Source organism: Pseudomonas lini, from assembly GCF_001042905.1.
Classification (GTDB): Bacteria; Pseudomonadota; Gammaproteobacteria; order Pseudomonadales; family Pseudomonadaceae; genus Aquipseudomonas; species Aquipseudomonas lini.
The window spans coordinates 854,354-871,669 of the sequence record NZ_JYLB01000002.1 but is presented as its reverse complement, the minus strand read 5'-3'; the positions used below and the strand labels follow the sequence as shown (position 1 = coordinate 871,669).

Sequence of the window (17,316 nt, the reverse complement as noted above, 5' to 3'; positions counted from 1 at the left end):
ACACTGGACCGAGGCTTCATTCACGAATCAGACCGAAGCCTGACCTTCAGCCAGGAAGAACCAGGTTTCCAGTACGGAATCGGGGTTCAGCGAAACGCTTTCAATGCCCTGCTCCATCAGCCACTTGGCCAGATCCGGGTGGTCCGAAGGCCCCTGACCGCAGATGCCGATGTATTTGCCAGCCTTGTTGCAGGCCTGAATAGCATTGGCCAGCAGCTTCTTGACCGCAGGATTACGCTCGTCGAACAGGTGCGCGATGATTCCGGAGTCACGGTCCAGGCCCAGTGTCAGCTGAGTCAGGTCGTTGGAGCCGATGGAGAAGCCGTCGAAGAACTCGAGGAACTCTTCAGCCAGGATCGCGTTGGACGGCAGTTCGCACATCATGATCACGCGCAGACCGTTTTCGCCACGGGCCAGACCGTTTTCGGCCAGCAGATCGACCACCTGGCTCGCTTCGCCCAGGGTGCGAACGAACGGCACCATGATTTCGACGTTGGTCAGGCCCATCTCGTTGCGCACGCGCTTGAGGGCGCGGCACTCGAGCTCGAAGCAGTCGCGGAACGATTCGCTGATGTAACGCGAAGCGCCACGGAAGCCCAGCATCGGGTTCTCTTCTTCCGGCTCGTAGAGTTTGCCGCCGATCAGGTTCGCGTATTCGTTGGACTTGAAGTCCGACAGACGCACGATGACCTTTTTTGGCCAGAACGCTGCTGCCAGGGTACTGATGCCCTCGACCAGTTTCTCGACATAGAAGCCGACCGGGTCGTTGTAACCGGCGATGCGCTTGTCGACGCTGTCCTTGATTTCTTGCGGAAGGCCGTCGTAGTTCAACAGCGCTTTGGGGTGCACGCCGATCATGCGGTTGATGATGAATTCCAGACGGGCCAGGCCCACACCGGCGTTCGGCAGCTGCGCGAAGTCGAAGGCGCGGTCCGGGTTGCCGACGTTCATCATGATCTTGAACGGCAGATCCGGCATGGCATCCACGGAGTTTTTCTTGATGTCGAAGCCCAGTTCGCCTTCGAAGATGTAACCGGTGTCGCCTTCAGCGCAAGAAACGGTCACACCCTGGCCGTCTTTCAACAGCTGAGTGGCGTTGCCGCAACCGACCACGGCCGGGATACCCAGCTCGCGAGCGATGATCGCCGCGTGGCAGGTACGGCCGCCACGATTGGTGACGATGGCGCTGGCGCGCTTCATGACCGGTTCCCAGTCCGGGTCGGTCATGTCGGAAACCAGAACGTCGCCCGGCTGGACTTTGTCCATCTCGGACACGTCTTTGATGATCCGCACCTTGCCGGCGCCGATGCGCTGGCCGATGGCGCGACCTTCCACCAGCACGGTGCCGGTTTCTTTCAACAGGTAACGTTCCATGACGTTGGCCGAAGTGCGGCTCTTCACGGTTTCAGGACGGGCCTGCACGATGTAGAGCTTGCCGTCGTCGCCGTCTTTGGCCCATTCGATGTCCATCGGGCACTTGTAGTGCTTTTCGATGATCATCGCTTGTTTGGCCAACTCGCTGACTTCGGCGTCGCTCAGGCAGAAACGTGCGCGATCGGCCTTGTCCACGTCGATGGTCTTGACCGATTTACCGGCCGTGGCCACTTCGCCGTAGATCATCTTGATGGCTTTGCTGCCCAGATTGCGACGCAGGATGGCCGGACGACCGGCTTCCAGCGTGCCTTTGTGGACATAGAATTCATCCGGGTTCACCGCGCCTTGTACGACGGTTTCACCCAGGCCGTAAGCGCCGGTGATGAACACCACGTCACGGAAGCCCGATTCGGTATCGAGGGTGAACATCACGCCGGCGGTGCCGGTTTCGGAGCGGACCATGCGCTGCACGCCGGCCGACAGGGCAACCAGCTTGTGGTCGAAGCCCTGGTGGACGCGGTAGGAAATCGCACGGTCGTTGAACAGGGAAGCGAACACCTCTTTGGCGGCGCGAATAACGTTTTCGACACCACGGATGTTCAGGAAGGTTTCCTGCTGGCCGGCGAAGGAAGCGTCCGGCAAGTCTTCGGCGGTAGCGGAAGAGCGCACGGCCACGGCCATGTCAGGGTTGCCGGCCGACAGCGTGGCGAACGCGGTGCGGATCTCGGCGTTGAGCTTCTCGGGGAATTCGGCTTCCATGATCCATTGACGGATCTGGGCGCCGGTTTTGGCCAGGGCGTTGACATCGTCGACATCCAGCGCGTCGAGGGCGGCGTGGATCTGATCGTTCAGGCCGCTCAGTTCCAGGAAATCACGATAAGCCTGAGCTGTCGTGGCGAAGCCACCGGGCACCGATACACCGGCACCTGCAAGGTTACTGATCATCTCGCCCAGGGATGCGTTCTTGCCCCCCACATGCTCTACATCATGGACGCCGAGCTTATCGAGGGAAACTACGTACTCTACCAAGGTGATCTCTCCACTAACTGTGTTGGAAAAGCTCAGAAGCCGGCGACTCGGGGGAGCATTTGCCGGCTGTATGGCCTGGACCTGGAAAATAAGTGAGAATGCGGACCATGGGTGGCCGGCAAATCGCGCCTACTATATCCAAGAATCGTCACTAGCTTAAGGCCCAAGGTGCAAATGAAACGATCTGCTTTCTTTATCTCCGATGGCACCGGCATTACGGCCGAAACGCTCGGTCAAAGCCTGTTGGCGCAGTTCGAAAACATTACCTTCAGCAAAATCACGCGGCCCTACATCGACAACGCGGATAAAGCGCGGGCCATGGTACAACAAATCAACAAAGCCGCCGAAAACGATGGTTTTCGTCCGATTATTTTCGACACCATTGTCAATCAGGACATTCGTGAGATCCTCGCAACCTCGAATGGTTTCATGATCGACATTTTCTCGACCTTCCTGGCCCCGCTGGAACAGGAACTGACCGAGCATTCTTCCTACACCGTCGGCAAATCCCACTCCATCGGTGGCAACTCCAATTACATGGAGCGCATCGAGGCGGTGAACTTCGCTCTCGACAATGACGACGGCGCCCGCACGCATTATTACGACAAGGCCGATCTGATCCTAGTGGGCGTGTCGCGTTGTGGTAAGACGCCGACGTGTCTGTACATGGCCATGCAGTTCGGCATCCGTGCGGCCAATTACCCGCTGACCGAAGACGACATGGAGCGCCTGCAATTGCCAACCGCGCTTCGCGCCCATCATCACAAGCTGTTCGGCCTGACCATCGACCCGGACCGGCTTACAGCCATCCGCAATGAGCGCAAGCCCAACAGCCGCTATTCGAGCTACGCGCAGTGCGAATTCGAAGTGCGCGAGGTGGAGAATCTGTTTCGCCGCGAGAACATTGCCCACATCAATTCCACGCACTTCTCCGTGGAAGAGATCTCTGCGAAGATTTTAGTAGAGAAAGGCGTGGAGCGACGGTTCAAGTAATTTCCGGCGTCTGCTCCACCGCCATCGCGGGCAAGCCCGCTCCCACAGGGATCTGTGTTGAATGCAAAATCCAAACATTGGAGAACCTGTGGGAGCGGGCTTGCCCTAATGCCAGTCAGTTAAGGGAAAATCGGACCTGTAGGAGCCAGGCTTGCCGGCGAAGGCGTCCTTAAGAACGCCTTCGCCGGCAAGCCTGGCTCCTACAAAAAAGCGGCTTACTCGCTTAACTGACTGGCATTAGGGCTTGCCCGCGATTGAACGATGACGCGGTGTAACTAGATCACAAACAAATCCACAAACCGGTTCACCGCCGTCGCTTCAAGCGCAACCTGATCCTTGCACAACGCAAAGATCTCGGCACTCCGCTGCGCCGTAAATCGCGTCGCCAGGTTGGCCTTGAACTTCTCTTCCAGCAGCGGAATGCCATCGGTGCGGCGACGGCGATGGCCGATCGGGTACTCCACCACCACGTTCTCGGTGCTGGAGCCGTCCTTGAAGAACACCTGCAGCGCATTGGCGATGGAGCGTTTATCCGGCTCCAGGTATTCGCGGGTGAAGCGCGGGTCTTCGACGATGACCATTTTGTCGCGCAGCACATCGATAATCGGATGCACGGCGTGGAAGTCGTCTTCGTACTGCTCGGCCACCAGATTACCGAACACCAGGGGCACGGCGGTCATGTACTGGATGCAGTGGTCGCGGTCCGCAGCGTTGGCCAGCGGGCCGACCTTGGAGATGATGCGGATCGCCGATTCGTGGGTGGTGATGACGATCTTGTCGATTTCGTGCAGGCGGTTCCTGACCAATGGATGCAGGGTGACGGCAGCCTCGCAGGCAGTTTGCGCGTGAAACTCGGCGGGAAAGCTGATCTTGAACAGCACGTTTTCCATCACGTAGCTGCCGAACACCCGAGAGAATCTGAAGGCTCGTTTGTCTTCAGGCTTAAGCGCCAGATCGTTGTTGGTGTGGCTGAACAACACGTCGTAGAACCCCCATTGTTTGGCGGTCAGTACACCGGGAATGCCCATCTCCCCGCGCATCGCAATGTCCGCCAGACGCACGCCACGACTGGATGCATCCCCTGCCGCCCAGGATTTACGCGACCCGGCATTGGGTGCATGCCGGTAAGTGCGCAGGGCCTGGCCGTCGGCAAAGGCATGGGACAACGCCGACAGCAGTTGCTCGCGATTGGCGCCCATGAGCTTGGCGGTGACGGCGGTCGAGGCGACTTTCACCAGGATGACGTGATCGATGCCGACGCGATTGAAAGAGTTTTCCAGCGCAATCACGCCTTGAATCTCATGGGCCATGATCATGGCTTCCAACACCACACGAATGGTCAGCGGGGAATTGCCATTGGCCAGGCGCTTTTGCGACAGGTGGTCGGCCACCGCGAGAATGGCGCCGAGGTTATCGGACGGATGACCCCATTCGGCGGCGAGCCAGGTGTCGTTGTAATCGAGCCAGCGGACGATGCAACCGATATCCCAAGCGGCTTTGACCGGATCGAGACGGTAACTGGTCCCCGGCACGCGAGCACCGAAAGGAACGACAGTGCCTTCGACGATGGGCCCCAGGTGTTTGGTGCATTCGGGAAAACGCAGGGCCAGCAGACCGCAGCCGAGGGTGTCCATCAGGCAATTGCGGGCGGTGTCCAGCGCCTCGGTAGATTCGATTTTGAAATTGAGGACGTAGTCGGCGATGTCCTGCAGGACCGTGTCGTAGTCGGGGCGGTTGTTCAGGTCGACGTTGGCGCTCATGTTCGATTCACTCGGTCAGTGGTTCGCTGATGGGACCTCGGTTCAGGATCAATCTCTGGCTGCACTGCTTTCTTATTGTAGGAACGGGATTAAATGTAGGAGCTGCCGAAGGCTGCGATCTTTTGATTTTGCTTTTAAAAGGCAAGATCAAAAGATCGCAGCCTTCGGCAGCTCCTACAGGGGGATGTGTTTAGAAAGAATCCCCCGGCACGCGAACGTAACCTTCCATCAACACTCGCGCACTGCGGCTCATGATGGCTTTGTTCACGGTCCATTCACCGTTGACCTTGCTGGCCTCGGCGCCCACGCGCAAGGTGCCGGAGGGATGGCCGAAGCGCACGGCGTTGCGTTCGATGCCGCCCGCCGCCAGATTGACCAACGTGCCGGAAATCGCCGCCGCCGTGCCAATGGCCACCGCTGCCGTGCCCATCATCGCGTGGTGCAGTTTGCCCATGGACAGCGCGCGCACCAGCAAGTCAATGTCGGTAGCGGCGATCGCCTTGCCACTGGACGCAATGTAATCCGCCGGTTTGGCGACGAACGCCACCTTCGGCGTGTGCTGACGCTTGGCCGCTTCGTCCAGGTGCTGAATCAACCCCATACGCAGCGCGCCGTAAGCGCGGATGGTTTCGAACATCGCCAGGGCCTTCAGGTCGCCATTGATGGCACCCTGCAATTCGGTGCCGGTGTAGCCGATGTCTTCGGCATTGATGAAAATGGTCGGAATCCCGGCATTGATCAGGGTCGCCTTGAGCGTACCGACGCCCGGCACTTCGAGGTCATCCACCAGATTGCCGGTGGGGAACATCGAACCACCGCCACCCTCTTCTTCCGCCGCCGGCTCCATGAATTCGAGCTGCACTTCGGCCGCCGGAAAGGTCACGCCGTCGAGTTCGAAATAGCCGGTTTCCTGGACCTCACCGTTGGTGATCGGCACATGGGCGATGATGGTCTTGCCGATGTTGGCCTGCCATACGCGCACCACCGCCACACCGTTAAATGGAATGCGGCTGGCATCCACCAGGCCATTGCTGACAGCGAACGAACCGACCGCCGCCGACAGGTTGCCGCAGTTGCCGCTCCAGTCGACGAAAGGCTTGTCGATGGAGACCTGACCGAACAGGTAATCGACGTCATGGTCGGCCTTGAGGCTTTTCGACAGGATCACGGTTTTGCTGGTGCTGGACGTCGCACCGCCCATGCCGTCGATTTGCTTGTCGTAAGGGTCGGGGCTGCCGATCACTCGCAGCAATAACGCATCGCGAGCCGGGCCGGGAATCTGTGCCGCTTCGGGCAGGTCTTTCAGGCTGAAGAACACGCCTTTGCTGGTGCCGCCGCGCATGTAGGTGGCGGCGATTCTAATTTGAGGGGCGATTTGAGGTGCGTGAGCCATTGGTGCTCCTTATAGACGGACACGAGCCTGAAATCCCGTGTCCGCATAGCGTGTGTTAAACGGCAACCGCCGATTCTTCGAGGAAGTCCTGAGCGAAACGCTGCAACACGCCGCCAGCCTCATAGATCGACACTTCTTCAGCGGTGTCGAGGCGGCAGGTCACCGGCACTTCGACGCGTTCGCCGTTCTTGCGATTGATCACCAGCGTCAGCGTCGCACGCGGGGTGCGGTCGCCGATCACATCAAAGGTTTCGCTGCCGTCGATGGCCAGGGTGTGACGGTCGGTGCCCGGTTTGAACTCCAGCGGTAACACGCCCATGCCCACCAGGTTGGTGCGGTGGATGCGCTCGAAACCTTCAGCGGCGATCGCTTCCACACCCGCCAGACGCACACCTTTGGCCGCCCAGTCCCGGGACGAACCCTGACCGTAGTCTTGGCCTGCGATGATGATCAGCGGCTGCTTGCGTTCCATGTAGGTTTCGATGGCTTCCCACATGCGCATGACCTGGCCTTCCGGCTCGACTCGCGCCAGGGAACCCTGCTTGACCTTGCCGTTTTCCTGAACCATTTCGTTGAACAGTTTCGGGTTGGCGAACGTCGCGCGCTGTGCGGTGAGATGGTCACCCCTATGAGTCGCGTAGGAGTTGAAGTCTTCTTCCGGCAGGCCCATTTTCGCCAGGTATTCGCCGGCGGCGCTGTCGAGCATGATTGCATTCGATGGCGACAGGTGATCGGTGGTGATGTTGTCCGGCAGCACCGCCAGCGGACGCATGCCCTTGAGCGGACGAGCGCCGGCCAGCGCGCCTTCCCAATACGGCGGACGACGGATGTAGGTGCTCATTTCGCGCCAGTCATACAGCGGCGTGACCTTTGGACCGGTGTCTTCGTGGATGGCGAACATCGGGATGTACACCTGGCGGAACTGCTCCGGTTTCACCGAAGCCTTGACCACCGCGTCGATTTCTTCGTCGCTCGGCCAGATGTCTTTCAGGCGGATTTCCTTGCCGTTCGTGTCCAGGCCCAGCACATCTTTTTCGATGTCGAAACGGATGGTCCCGGCGATGGCGTAAGCCACCACCAATGGCGGCGAAGCCAGGAACGCGTTTTTGGCGTACGGGTGAATCCGCCCGTCGAAGTTGCGGTTGCCGGAGAGCACTGCGGTGGCGTACAGATCGCGGTCGATGATCTCTTGCTGGATCACCGGGTCCAATGCGCCGGACATACCGTTGCACGTGGTGCAGGCGAAGGCCACGACGCCGAAGCCGAGTTGTTCCAGTTCTTTGGTCAGCCCGGCTTCATCCAGATACAGCGCCACGGTTTTCGAACCCGGCGCCAGCGAGGATTTGACCCACGGCTTGCGGCTCAGCCCGAGCTTGTTGGCGTTGCGCGCCAGCAGGCCAGCGGCAATCACGTTGCGTGGGTTGCTGGTGTTGGTGCAACTGGTGATGGCGGCGATGATCACCGCGCCGTCCGGCATCTGGCCCGGCACGTCGTCCCACTGGCCGGAGATGCCTTGCGCCGCGAGATCGGACGTGGCGACACGGGCGTGCGGGTTGCTCGGGCCGGCCATGTTGCGCACCACCGAGGACAGGTCGAAGCTCAACCCGCGCTCATATTGCGCGCCTTTCAGGCTGTCGGCCCAGAGACCGGTCTGCTTGGCGTAATTCTCGACCAACTGCACTTGCTCATCTTCACGGCCGGTGAGTTTCAGGTAGTCGATAGTCTGTTGGTCGATGTAGAACATTGCCGCCGTGGCGCCGTATTCCGGGGCCATGTTGGAAATGGTCGCACGGTCGCCCAAGGTCAGCGCCGAAGCCCCTTCACCGAAGAACTCCAGCCACGCGCCGACGACTTTTTGTTTGCGCAGGTATTCGGTCAGCGCCAGCACCATGTCGGTGGCGGTGATGCCCGGTTGCAGCTTGCCAGTGAGTTCGACACCGACGCTTTCCGGCAAACGCATCCACGATGCGCGACCAAGCATGACGCTTTCCGCTTCCAGACCACCAACACCAATGGCGATCACGCCCAGCGCATCAACGTGCGGGGTGTGACTGTCGGTGCCGACGCAGGTATCGGGGAAGGCCACGCCGTCGCGGACCTGAATCACCGGCGACATTTTCTCCAGGTTGATCTGGTGCATGATCCCGTTGCCCGGCGGGATCACGTCGACGTTCTTGAAGGCTTTTTTGGTCCAGTTGATGAAGTGGAAACGGTCTTCGTTACGACGGTCTTCAATGGCGCGGTTTTTCTCGAACGCCTCGGGATCGAAGCCACCGCGTTCAACGGCCAGGGAGTGGTCGACGATCAACTGAGTCGGCACCACCGGGTTCACTTGCGCCGGGTCACCGCCTTGCAGGGCAATGGCATCGCGCAGGCCGGCGAGATCAACCAGCGCGGTCTGGCCGAGAATGTCGTGGCACACCACGCGGGCCGGGAACCATGGGAAATCGAGATCGCGTTTGCGCTCGATGAATTGCTTCAGGGATACGGTGAGCGTGGCCGGGTCGCAGCGACGCACGAGGTTTTCCGCCAGCACGCGGGAGGTGTACGGCAGGGTGTCGTAGGCGCCGGGCGCAATGGCATCGACCGCCGCGCGGACGTCGAAATAATCCAGATGGCTGCCGGGCAGCGGTTTGCGGAATTCAGTGTTCATCGTCAGGACTCGGTCACGGTGGTTTCAAAGGGTGGGCGCCTGGCGCAGCTCCTGTAGGAGCGAAGCTTGCTCGCGAAAGCGGTCTGTCAGCCGACACTGATGTTGAATGTCAATCCGTCTTCGCGAGCAAGCTTCGCTCCTACAGGGGGCTCGGTTCACTCAGCCAATGCGCCTCCCCCATTCAGCGTTGTTCGATTGGCACGAACTTGCGCTGTTCGACGCCGACGTATTCGGCGCTCGGGCGGATGATGCGGTTGTTGGCACGTTGTTCGAACACATGCGCCGCCCAGCCGGTCAGGCGCGAGCAGACGAAGATCGGCGTGAACAACTTGGTCGGAATGCCCATGAAGTGGTACGTCGACGCATGGTAGAAGTCGGCGTTCGGGAACAGTTTCTTCTGTTCCCACATGGTCTTGTCGATGGCTTCGGACACCGGGAACAGCACCGTGTCGCCCACTTCGTCAGCGAGTTTTTTCGACCAGGCCTTGATCACCTCGTTGCGCGGATCGTTGTCCTTATAGATCGCGTGGCCGAAGCCCATGATCTTGTCCTTGCGCGCCAGCATGCCGAGGGTGCCCTCGACCGCCTCTTCAGGCGACGAGAAGCGCTCGATCATTTCCATCGCTGCTTCGTTGGCGCCACCGTGCAGCGGACCGCGCAGCGAGCCAATGGCCGCCGTGATGCAGGAATACAGATCCGACAGGGTCGAGGCACACACCCGGGCGGTGAAGGTCGAGGCGTTGAACTCGTGTTCCGCGTAGAGGATCAGCGAAACGTTCATCACCTTGACGTGCAACTCGCTCGGTTTTTTGTCGTGCAACAGGTGCAGGAAATGGCCGCCGATGCAGGCTTCATCGGTCACGCAATTGATGCGTTTGCCGTCGTGGCTGAAGCGATACCAGTAGCACATGATCGCCGGGAACGCGGCCAGCAGGCGGTCGGTTTTGTCGTGCTGCTCGGAGAAGTCTTGCTCCGGCTCGATGTTGCCCAGAAACGAACAACCGGTGCGCATCACGTCCATCGGATGGGCGTCGGCGGGGATGCGTTCCAGCACTTCTTTCAGCGCTTGCGGCAGGTCACGCAGCTTGCTCAGCTTTTCGGTGTAGGCAGCGAGTTGCGCTTTGGTTGGCAGCTCGCCGTATAGCAGCAAGTAAGCCACTTCTTCGAATTGTGCGTCAGCCGCCAGTTCGCGAACGTCGTAGCCGCGATAGGTCAGGCCTGCGCCCGACTGGCCCACGGTGGACAGTGCGGTTTGCCCGGCAACCTGGCCACGGAGCCCGGCGCCACTGAGTACTTTTGCTTCGGCCATTGCTGTCTCCAGTTTTCTTGAATTTGTTAGGGAATCGGCAAATTTTTGTTTCATCAGGTTCTTTTGTGATGCCGAAAAGATCGCAGCCTCGTTTCACTCGACAGCTCCTACACAGCGCCTACATTGACTACGTTCGACAACAACCCTGTAGGAGCTGTCGAGCGCAGCGAGGCTGCGATCTCTTGATCTTTATTTCTTCGCAGCAAACAACGCATCAAGCTTCTGCTCGAAGGTGTGGTAGTCGATGCGATCGTAAAGCTCCATGCGCGTCTGCATGGTGTCGATGACGTTCTGTTGCGTGCCGTCGCGGCGGATCGCGGTGTAGACGTTTTCCGCGGCTTTGTTCATCGCGCGGAACGCCGACAGCGGGTACAGCACCAGCGACACGTCGGCAGCGGCGAGCTGCTCGGTGGTGTACAGCGGCGTCGCGCCGAACTCGGTGATGTTGGCCAGGATCGGCGCTTTCACGCGGCTGGCGAACAGCTTGTACATCTCAAGCTCGGTGATCGCTTCCGGGAACACCATGTCGGCGCCGGCCTCAATGCATGCGGCCGCGCGCTCCAGCGCAGATTCAAGACCTTCCACCGCCAGGGCGTCGGTGCGGGCCATGATCACGAAGCTGTCATCGGTGCGGGCATCGACAGCCGCTTTGATGCGGTCGACCATTTCCTGCAGCGAGACGATTTCTTTATTAGGACGATGACCGCAGCGCTTGGCACCGACCTGGTCTTCGATGTGAATCGCCGCCGCGCCGAACTTGATCATCGACTTCACGGTACGGGCGACGTTGAACGCCGAGGAACCGAAACCGGTGTCCACGTCCACCAACAGGGGCAAGTCGCAGACATCAGTGATGCGACGCACGTCGGTCAGCACGTCATCCAGACCGGTAATCCCCAGGTCCGGTACGCCGAGGGAGCCGGCAGCCACCCCGCCACCCGACAGGTAAATAGCCTTGAAACCGGCGCGCTTGGCCAGCAGTGCGTGGTTGGCGTTAATCGTGCCGACCACTTGCAGCGGATGTTCGCTGGCGACCGCATCGCGGAAACGCTGGCCTGGAGTGCTCTTGTTGGAACTCATGACTCACCTCGTTCAGTGGCTGTCGGGTTAGCGCCGTCCTGGTAGTGACGGGCGATATTGCGTTTGGAGGCGCCGATGTGACGGCGCATCAACAACTCGGCCAATTCACCGTCACGGTCGGCGATGGCATCGAGAATTCGGTGGTGTTCGGCAAACGCCTGGCGCGGCCGATTGGGCGTGGTGGAAAACTGGATGCGGTACATGCGCACCAGCTGATAGAGCTCACCGCACAGCATCTGGGTCAGGGTGCGGTTGCCGCTGCCCTGGATGATCCGGTAATGAAAGTCGAAATCGCCTTCCTGTTGGTAGTAACCGACGCCTGCCTGAAACGCCGCATCGCGCTCATGGGTTTCCAGCACCCGACGCAGTTCGTCGATTTCTTCGACCGTCATGCGTTCAGCCGCCAGACGGCAGGCCATGCCTTCCAGGGATTCGCGAATTTCATAGAGTTCCAGCAATTCGGCGTGGCTCAGCGACACCACCCGCGCCCCGACGTGCGGCACGCGAACCAGCAGGCGCTGGCCTTCCAGACGGTGAATGGCCTCACGCAACGGCCCGCGGCTGATGCCGTAGGTGCGCGCCAACTCTGGCTCGGAGATCTTGCTGCCCGGGGCAATCTCGCCTTTGACGATGGCCGCCTGAATGCGTCGGAAGACGTTTTCGGAAAGTGTTTCCGAGTCGTCCTGAACTGTGACCGGGGGATCGAGTTGATCCAGCATATTGTCGACACCTTGGAAACCAATGCCGCAAAAACTAGCGAATATGGCCGCTTACGTCAAAGGATAAATCGATATTGTCGACAATCGTCTAATAACCACGTTGCACCATAAGGAAGCGACCCCTCAGTTATAGCCGTCGGCCAACGCTGGCGCCATAAACCCACCGTGCTAGAATGCCGCCCGCATTTGCTTGTCATCTGCATTGCCTGTCATAAAAAGCGGATAGGCATACGAGGGAGCTTGTGCAGCAATGCCAGGGCCTTGAATTGAAGAACGGACCGCTGCGCACCAGGATTTATGAGACTCAAGCCCTTCACCACATTCCTTTGTCTTCTTGGCCTGCCAGGTTTCGCCGCGGCAGGGGAGAAGACTGTGTACGGCCTCAATGAGTACGCTTCGCTGGATGGCATCAATCTGGAAGTCGCCGCCAAACTCGACACCGGGGCGAAAACCGCTTCGTTGAGTGCCCGCGACATCAAACGTTTCAAACGCAATGGCGAATCCTGGGTGCGCTTCTATCTGGCTATCGACGCCGCGCATTCGCACCCGATCGAACGACCGCTGGCCCGTGTCAGCAAGATCAAGCGCCGGGCCGGTGACTACGACCCGGAAGAAGGCAAGAAGTACACCGCCCGTCCGGTCATTGAGCTGGATATCTGCATGGGTTCGGCTTTACGCAGCATCGAAGTGAACTTGACCGACCGCAGTGCCTTCCAATACCCGCTCTTGATCGGCTCCGAAGCGCTCAAACGTTTCGATGCGCTGGTCGACCCCAGTCTTAAATACGCTGCTGGCAAACCCGCCTGCGCCACCGACGCACATACCGCAGAGTAATTCCAATGCGCTCTCTTACCCTCCATCTGAAACTGCTGATCGCCATCCTGGTGGTGCTGGGCATTTCAGTTACGGCCTATCAGATTTTCGTGCTCGGAATTCCGGTGACCGAAGACGCTACCGACGACTTGTGGAACATCGACGCCAAGGTCGAGTTCGTCGCCAATGCCAAAGACCCGATCAAGATCCAGATGTTCGTGCCGCCGCTGAGCCGCGACTACGTGAGCCTCAATGAGAGTTTCATTTCCAATAATTACGGCGTGGCGGTGAACCGTGTCGACGGCAACCGCAAGGTCACCTGGTCGGCGCGCCGGGCCAAGGGCAACCAGACCCTTTATTACCGACTGGTGCTGACCAAGCGCTACAGCGGCGAAAAATCCAAGGTCAAAGGCCCGACCTTCCGCGACAGCATCGCCGTCGAAGGCCCGGAAAAAATCGCCGCCGACGCCCTGCTCGCACCGATCCGCCAACACTCGGCCGACGTCGAAACCTTCATCGGCGAAGCCATCAAGCGTGTCAACAACCTCAACGACGACAACGTGAAATTGCTGCTGGCCGGCGATCCGTCCACCGTGAACAAAGCCAAAATCGTCGAGCTGGTACTGTCCATCGCCCATGTGCCGGTGGAAAAGGTCCACACCATCCGCCTGGTGGCCGATCAGCCACAAATGCCTGAACTCTGGTTGCGCAGCTTCAACGGCACCGACTGGCTGTACTTCAACCCGGAAACCGGCGAACAGGGCCTGCCTACCGACCGCTTGCTGTGGTGGACCGGCGACGAAAACCTGATCACCGTCGATGGCGGCAAAAAAGCCAACGTCACCTTCAGCCTGAACAACAGCGAAATGAACGCCATTCGCCTGGCCAAGCTGACCGACGAAAACTCCGACGCCAACTTCCTCGACTACTCGTTGTACGGCCTGCCGCTGCAAACCCAGCAGACTTTCATGATCATGGTGATGATCCCGATCGGCGTGCTGGTGATCCTGATCCTGCGCAACTTGATCGGCATTCAGACACTCGGCACCTTTACCCCGGTGCTGATCGCCCTCGCCTTCCGGGAAACCCAGCTCGGTTTCGGCATCGTGCTATTTACGATCATCACGACGCTGGGGCTGTCGCTGCGCTCCTACCTTGAACATTTGAAACTGCAAATGCTGCCGAGGCTGTCGGTGGTGCTGACCTTCGTGGTGGTGCTGATCGCGGCGATCAGCCTGTTCAGCCACAAACTCGGCCTGGAACGCGGGCTGTCGGTGGCGCTGTTCCCAATGGTGATTCTGACCATGACCATCGAACGCCTGTCGATCACCTGGGAAGAGCGCGGTGGCGGTCATGCCATGAAAGTGGCGATCGGCACACTGTTCGCCGCCTCTTTGGCGCACCTGATCATGAGCGTGCCTGAGCTGGTGTACTTCGTGTTCACCTTCCCGGCGATTCTGCTGATTCTGGTGGGCTTCATGCTGGCCATGGGTCGCTATCGTGGTTACCGCCTGACCGAACTGGTGCGCTTCAAGGCTTTCCTGAAGAAGGCTGACGCCTGATGTTCGGTCTCTGGAAGACCTGGAAAGCCCTGGAGGCCCGGGGCATCATGGGGATCAATCGGCGTAACGCAGACTACGTGCTCAAGTACAACAAACGCAGCCTGTACCCGATCGTCGATGACAAGATCATCACCAAGGAGCGCGCCATCGCCGCCGGCATTCATGTGCCGGAGCTGTATGGCGTGATCTCCACCGAGAAGGAGATCGACAACCTCGGCGAGATCATTGGCGGGCGTACCGATTTCGTGGTCAAACCGGCCCAGGGCGCCGGCGGTGACGGCATCATTGTGATTGCCGACCGCTTTGAGGGCCGCTATCGCACGGTCTCCGGCAAGATCATCAGCCATGAGGAAATCGAGCATCATATCTCCAGCATCCTCACCGGCCTGTACTCGCTCGGCGGTCACCGTGACCGCGCGCTGATCGAATACCGCGTGACCCCGGACCAGATCTTCAAAAGCATCAGCTATGAAGGCGTGCCGGACATTCGCATCATCGTGCTGATGGGCTATCCGGTGATGGCCATGTTGCGCCTGCCGACCCGCCAGTCCGGCGGCAAGGCCAACCTGCACCAGGGCGCAATCGGCGTCGGTGTCGATCTGGCTACAGGCCTGACATTGCGTGGCACCTGGCTGAACAACATCATCACCAAACACCCGGACACCACCAACGCAGTGGACGGCGTGCAACTGCCCTACTGGGACGGTTTCATGAAGCTCGCTGCTGGCTGCTATGAACTGTGCGGGCTGGGTTACATCGGTGTCGACATGGTGCTCGACCAGGAAAAAGGGCCGCTGATTCTTGAGCTCAACGCCCGGCCCGGGTTGAACATTCAAATCGCCAACGATTGCGGGTTGACGTTACGTACCCACGCGGTCGAAGCGCGGCTGGAAGAATTACAGGCCCGCGGGATAATCGAAACAGCGCAGGAACGCGTGGAGTTCGTTCAGGAAATGTTTGGGCATATTCCTGCGGTTGAGGGCTGACCTGTGGCGAGGGGGCTTGCCCCCGTTGGGTTGCGCAGCAACCCCAAGTCATTCTCTCCCGTGCATCAGATAGCCCGCACCAGCCGGTTTTACGACTGCTGCGCAGCCGAACGGGGGCAAGCCCCCTCGCCACAGGTCTTGCGCAGCCGCTTTCAACCTTCCAATCCCCGACATCCCTCTAGGAGCAAATCCTGCAGAGGACTACAATCGCTCCCCCGCCTCGATGGCTGATCTGCCCCGCCCATGTTGACCTGTTCCGTACACCCGCTGCCCTATCGCGCCAACCCCGCCGAATACTTCGCGGCGATTCGTCATGCCCCCGGTGCCGTGCTGCTCGACAGCGGCCGACCAAGCGCCGAGCGCGGACGTTTCGACCTGCTCAGCGCCTGGCCGCTGGAGCAACTGGCCGTGTTACCGGATGAAAGCGGTAGCCATTTCCTGCAACGCCTTCGCGACACTCTGACGCGACTCGGCGAAGCCACTGTTCCTTTCGACCTGCCTTTCGCCGGCGGGCTGATCGGTTATCTGAGCTACGACTTCGGCCGGCATCTGGAAAACCTGCCGAGTCAGGCACAGGACGACCTGCAATTGCCCGACGCACGTTTTGGGCTATACGACTGGGCCCTGATCAGCGATCACCATTTGGCCACCAGCCAACTGGTATTCCACCCGACGCTGATCGACAGTGAACGACAGCGGCTGATCGAACTGTTCACTCAGCCTGCACCTCAGAAGATCGAGCCTTTCAAACTGGACGGCCCGATGAGTGCCGACCTGAGTGCCGAAGACTATCGACAAGCCTTCGACCGCATTCAGAAGTACATCCAGGCCGGCGACTGCTATCAGGTCAACTTCGCCCAGCGCTTTCGCGCACAATGCCAGGGCGATCCATGGGCCGCGTACTGCGCGCTGCGGGCGGCGTGCCCGACGCCGTTTTCCGGCTTCCAGAGCCTGCCCGACGGCGACGCCGTGCTGAGCCTGTCGCCGGAGCGTTTCGTCAAAGTCAGCGAGCGCCACGTCGAAACCCGCCCGATCAAAGGCACCCGCCCCCGCGGCCTGACTGCCGTTGAAGATGCGGCGAACGCCGCCGAACTGCTGGCCAGCCCCAAGGACCGCGCGGAAAACCTGATGATCGTCGATTTGCTGCGCAACGACCTCGGCCGTACCTGCCGCATCGGCTCGGTGCGGGTGCCGGAGTTGTTCAGTCTGGAAAGCTATCCGAACGTGCATCACTTGGTGAGCAGCGTTACCGGCGAGCTGGCGGATGACAAGGATGCGCTGGATTTGATCGCCGGCAGCTTCCCCGGCGGTTCGATTACCGGCGCGCCGAAGATTCGCGCGATGCAGATCATCGACGAACTGGAACCGACCCGTCGTGGGTTGTATTGCGGTTCATTGCTGTACCTGGACGTGCGCGGTGAGATGGACAGCTCCATCGCCATTCGCAGTTTGCTGGTCAAGGATGGGCAGGTGTGCTGCTGGGGTGGCGGCGGGATCGTCGCGGATTCGGACTGGCAGGCGGAATATCAGGAATCGATAACCAAGGTGAAGGTGTTGCTCGATACTTTGCAAAGCCTTTAAAAGCTTCGCGGGCAAGCCTCGCTCCTACAGGGACCAGTGATCACCCGTAGGAGCGAGGCTTGCC

12 protein-coding genes are annotated in these 17,316 nt (G+C 59.8%); 5 read left to right on the top strand and 7 right to left on the bottom strand.

Annotation, left to right across the window (positions count from 1 at the left end):
• Window positions 1-27: 27 nt before the first annotated feature.
• The gene (gene ppsA, locus TU81_RS08485; protein ID WP_038979908.1) at window positions 28-2,403 is read right to left on the bottom strand and encodes a phosphoenolpyruvate synthase; all 2,376 of its coding nucleotides are present in this window, start codon (window positions 2,401-2,403) and stop codon (window positions 28-30) included.
• A 174-nt stretch (window positions 2,404-2,577) separates the two neighbouring features.
• Between ppsA and ppsR the strand changes: the two genes are divergently transcribed.
• Window positions 2,578-3,396, top strand: coding sequence for a posphoenolpyruvate synthetase regulatory kinase/phosphorylase PpsR (ppsR, locus tag TU81_RS08480; RefSeq protein ID WP_007902088.1), 819 nt, complete (start codon window positions 2,578-2,580; stop codon window positions 3,394-3,396).
• Window positions 3,397-3,671: 275 nt separating this feature from the next.
• Here ppsR and prpD read toward each other — a convergent pair whose 3' ends face one another.
• The 6 genes from prpD to TU81_RS08450 all read right to left on the bottom strand — a co-directional run bounded on the left by prpD (window position 3,672) and on the right by TU81_RS08450 (window position 12,310).
• On the bottom strand, window positions 3,672-5,156 hold the full coding sequence (gene prpD / locus TU81_RS08475; RefSeq protein ID WP_048394441.1) for a 2-methylcitrate dehydratase: 1,485 nt from the start codon (window positions 5,154-5,156) through the stop codon (window positions 3,672-3,674).
• Between the two features lie 190 nt (window positions 5,157-5,346).
• Complete coding sequence (gene prpF, locus TU81_RS08470; RefSeq protein WP_048394439.1) at window positions 5,347-6,549, bottom strand: 2-methylaconitate cis-trans isomerase PrpF; 1,203 nt, start codon at window positions 6,547-6,549, stop codon at window positions 5,347-5,349.
• A 55-nt stretch (window positions 6,550-6,604) separates the two neighbouring features.
• Window positions 6,605-9,202 carry a Fe/S-dependent 2-methylisocitrate dehydratase AcnD gene (gene acnD, locus TU81_RS08465; RefSeq protein WP_048394437.1) on the bottom strand — a complete coding sequence of 866 codons (2,598 nt, stop codon included), beginning with the start codon at window positions 9,200-9,202 and terminating at the stop codon, window positions 6,605-6,607.
• A 181-nt stretch (window positions 9,203-9,383) separates the two neighbouring features.
• Window positions 9,384-10,511 carry a bifunctional 2-methylcitrate synthase/citrate synthase gene (gene prpC, locus TU81_RS08460; RefSeq protein WP_048394435.1) on the bottom strand — a complete coding sequence of 376 codons (1,128 nt, stop codon included), beginning with the start codon at window positions 10,509-10,511 and terminating at the stop codon, window positions 9,384-9,386.
• 189 nt (window positions 10,512-10,700) lie between these two features.
• Window positions 10,701-11,591 carry a methylisocitrate lyase gene (gene prpB / locus TU81_RS08455; RefSeq protein ID WP_038979899.1) on the bottom strand — a complete coding sequence of 297 codons (891 nt, stop codon included), beginning with the start codon at window positions 11,589-11,591 and terminating at the stop codon, window positions 10,701-10,703.
• Window positions 11,588-12,310 (bottom strand): GntR family transcriptional regulator, encoded by a 723-nt coding sequence (locus TU81_RS08450; RefSeq protein ID WP_007902102.1) that lies wholly within the window; start codon window positions 12,308-12,310, stop codon window positions 11,588-11,590. Before TU81_RS08450 ends, prpB begins: the two co-directional genes overlap by 4 nt.
• 297 nt (window positions 12,311-12,607) lie before the next feature.
• On the opposite strand from TU81_RS08450, the gene rloA reads away from it, so the two are divergent.
• From rloA to pabB, 4 genes are all read left to right on the top strand, one after another.
• Window positions 12,608-13,144: a retropepsin-like aspartic peptidase RloA gene (gene rloA, locus TU81_RS08445; protein WP_038979897.1), complete on the top strand. Its 537-nt coding sequence runs from the start codon at window positions 12,608-12,610 to the stop codon at window positions 13,142-13,144.
• A gap of 5 nt (window positions 13,145-13,149) precedes the next feature.
• Window positions 13,150-14,685, top strand: coding sequence for an osmotic stress tolerance membrane protein RloB (gene rloB, locus TU81_RS08440; protein ID WP_038979895.1), 1,536 nt, complete (start codon window positions 13,150-13,152; stop codon window positions 14,683-14,685).
• Window positions 14,685-15,671, top strand: a complete 987-nt coding sequence (locus TU81_RS08435) for an alpha-L-glutamate ligase-like protein (protein ID WP_038979893.1) — start codon at window positions 14,685-14,687, stop codon at window positions 15,669-15,671. Before rloB ends, TU81_RS08435 begins: the two co-directional genes overlap by 1 nt.
• Before the next feature lie 243 nt (window positions 15,672-15,914).
• Entirely contained in the window at window positions 15,915-17,252 is a 1,338-nt protein-coding gene (gene pabB / locus TU81_RS08430) for an aminodeoxychorismate synthase component I (RefSeq protein ID WP_048394433.1), read from the top strand.
• Window positions 17,253-17,316: the final 64 nt, after the last annotated feature.

Coding starts and splice junctions, on each gene's coding strand:
- ppsR (WP_007902088.1), top strand. CDS start 2,578: ATGAAACGATCTGCTTTCTTTATCTCCGATGGCACCGGCATTACGGCC.
- prpD (WP_048394441.1), bottom strand. CDS start 5,156: ATGAGCGCCAACGTCGACCTGAACAACCGCCCCGACTACGACACGGTC.
- prpF (WP_048394439.1), bottom strand. CDS start 6,549: ATGGCTCACGCACCTCAAATCGCCCCTCAAATTAGAATCGCCGCCACC.
- acnD (WP_048394437.1), bottom strand. CDS start 9,202: ATGAACACTGAATTCCGCAAACCGCTGCCCGGCAGCCATCTGGATTAT.
- prpC (WP_048394435.1), bottom strand. CDS start 10,511: ATGGCCGAAGCAAAAGTACTCAGTGGCGCCGGGCTCCGTGGCCAGGTT.
- prpB (WP_038979899.1), bottom strand. CDS start 11,591: ATGAGTTCCAACAAGAGCACTCCAGGCCAGCGTTTCCGCGATGCGGTC.
- TU81_RS08450 (WP_007902102.1), bottom strand. CDS start 12,310: ATGCTGGATCAACTCGATCCCCCGGTCACAGTTCAGGACGACTCGGAA.
- rloA (WP_038979897.1), top strand. CDS start 12,608: ATGAGACTCAAGCCCTTCACCACATTCCTTTGTCTTCTTGGCCTGCCA.
- rloB (WP_038979895.1), top strand. CDS start 13,150: ATGCGCTCTCTTACCCTCCATCTGAAACTGCTGATCGCCATCCTGGTG.
- TU81_RS08435 (WP_038979893.1), top strand. CDS start 14,685: ATGTTCGGTCTCTGGAAGACCTGGAAAGCCCTGGAGGCCCGGGGCATC.
- pabB (WP_048394433.1), top strand. CDS start 15,915: ATGTTGACCTGTTCCGTACACCCGCTGCCCTATCGCGCCAACCCCGCC.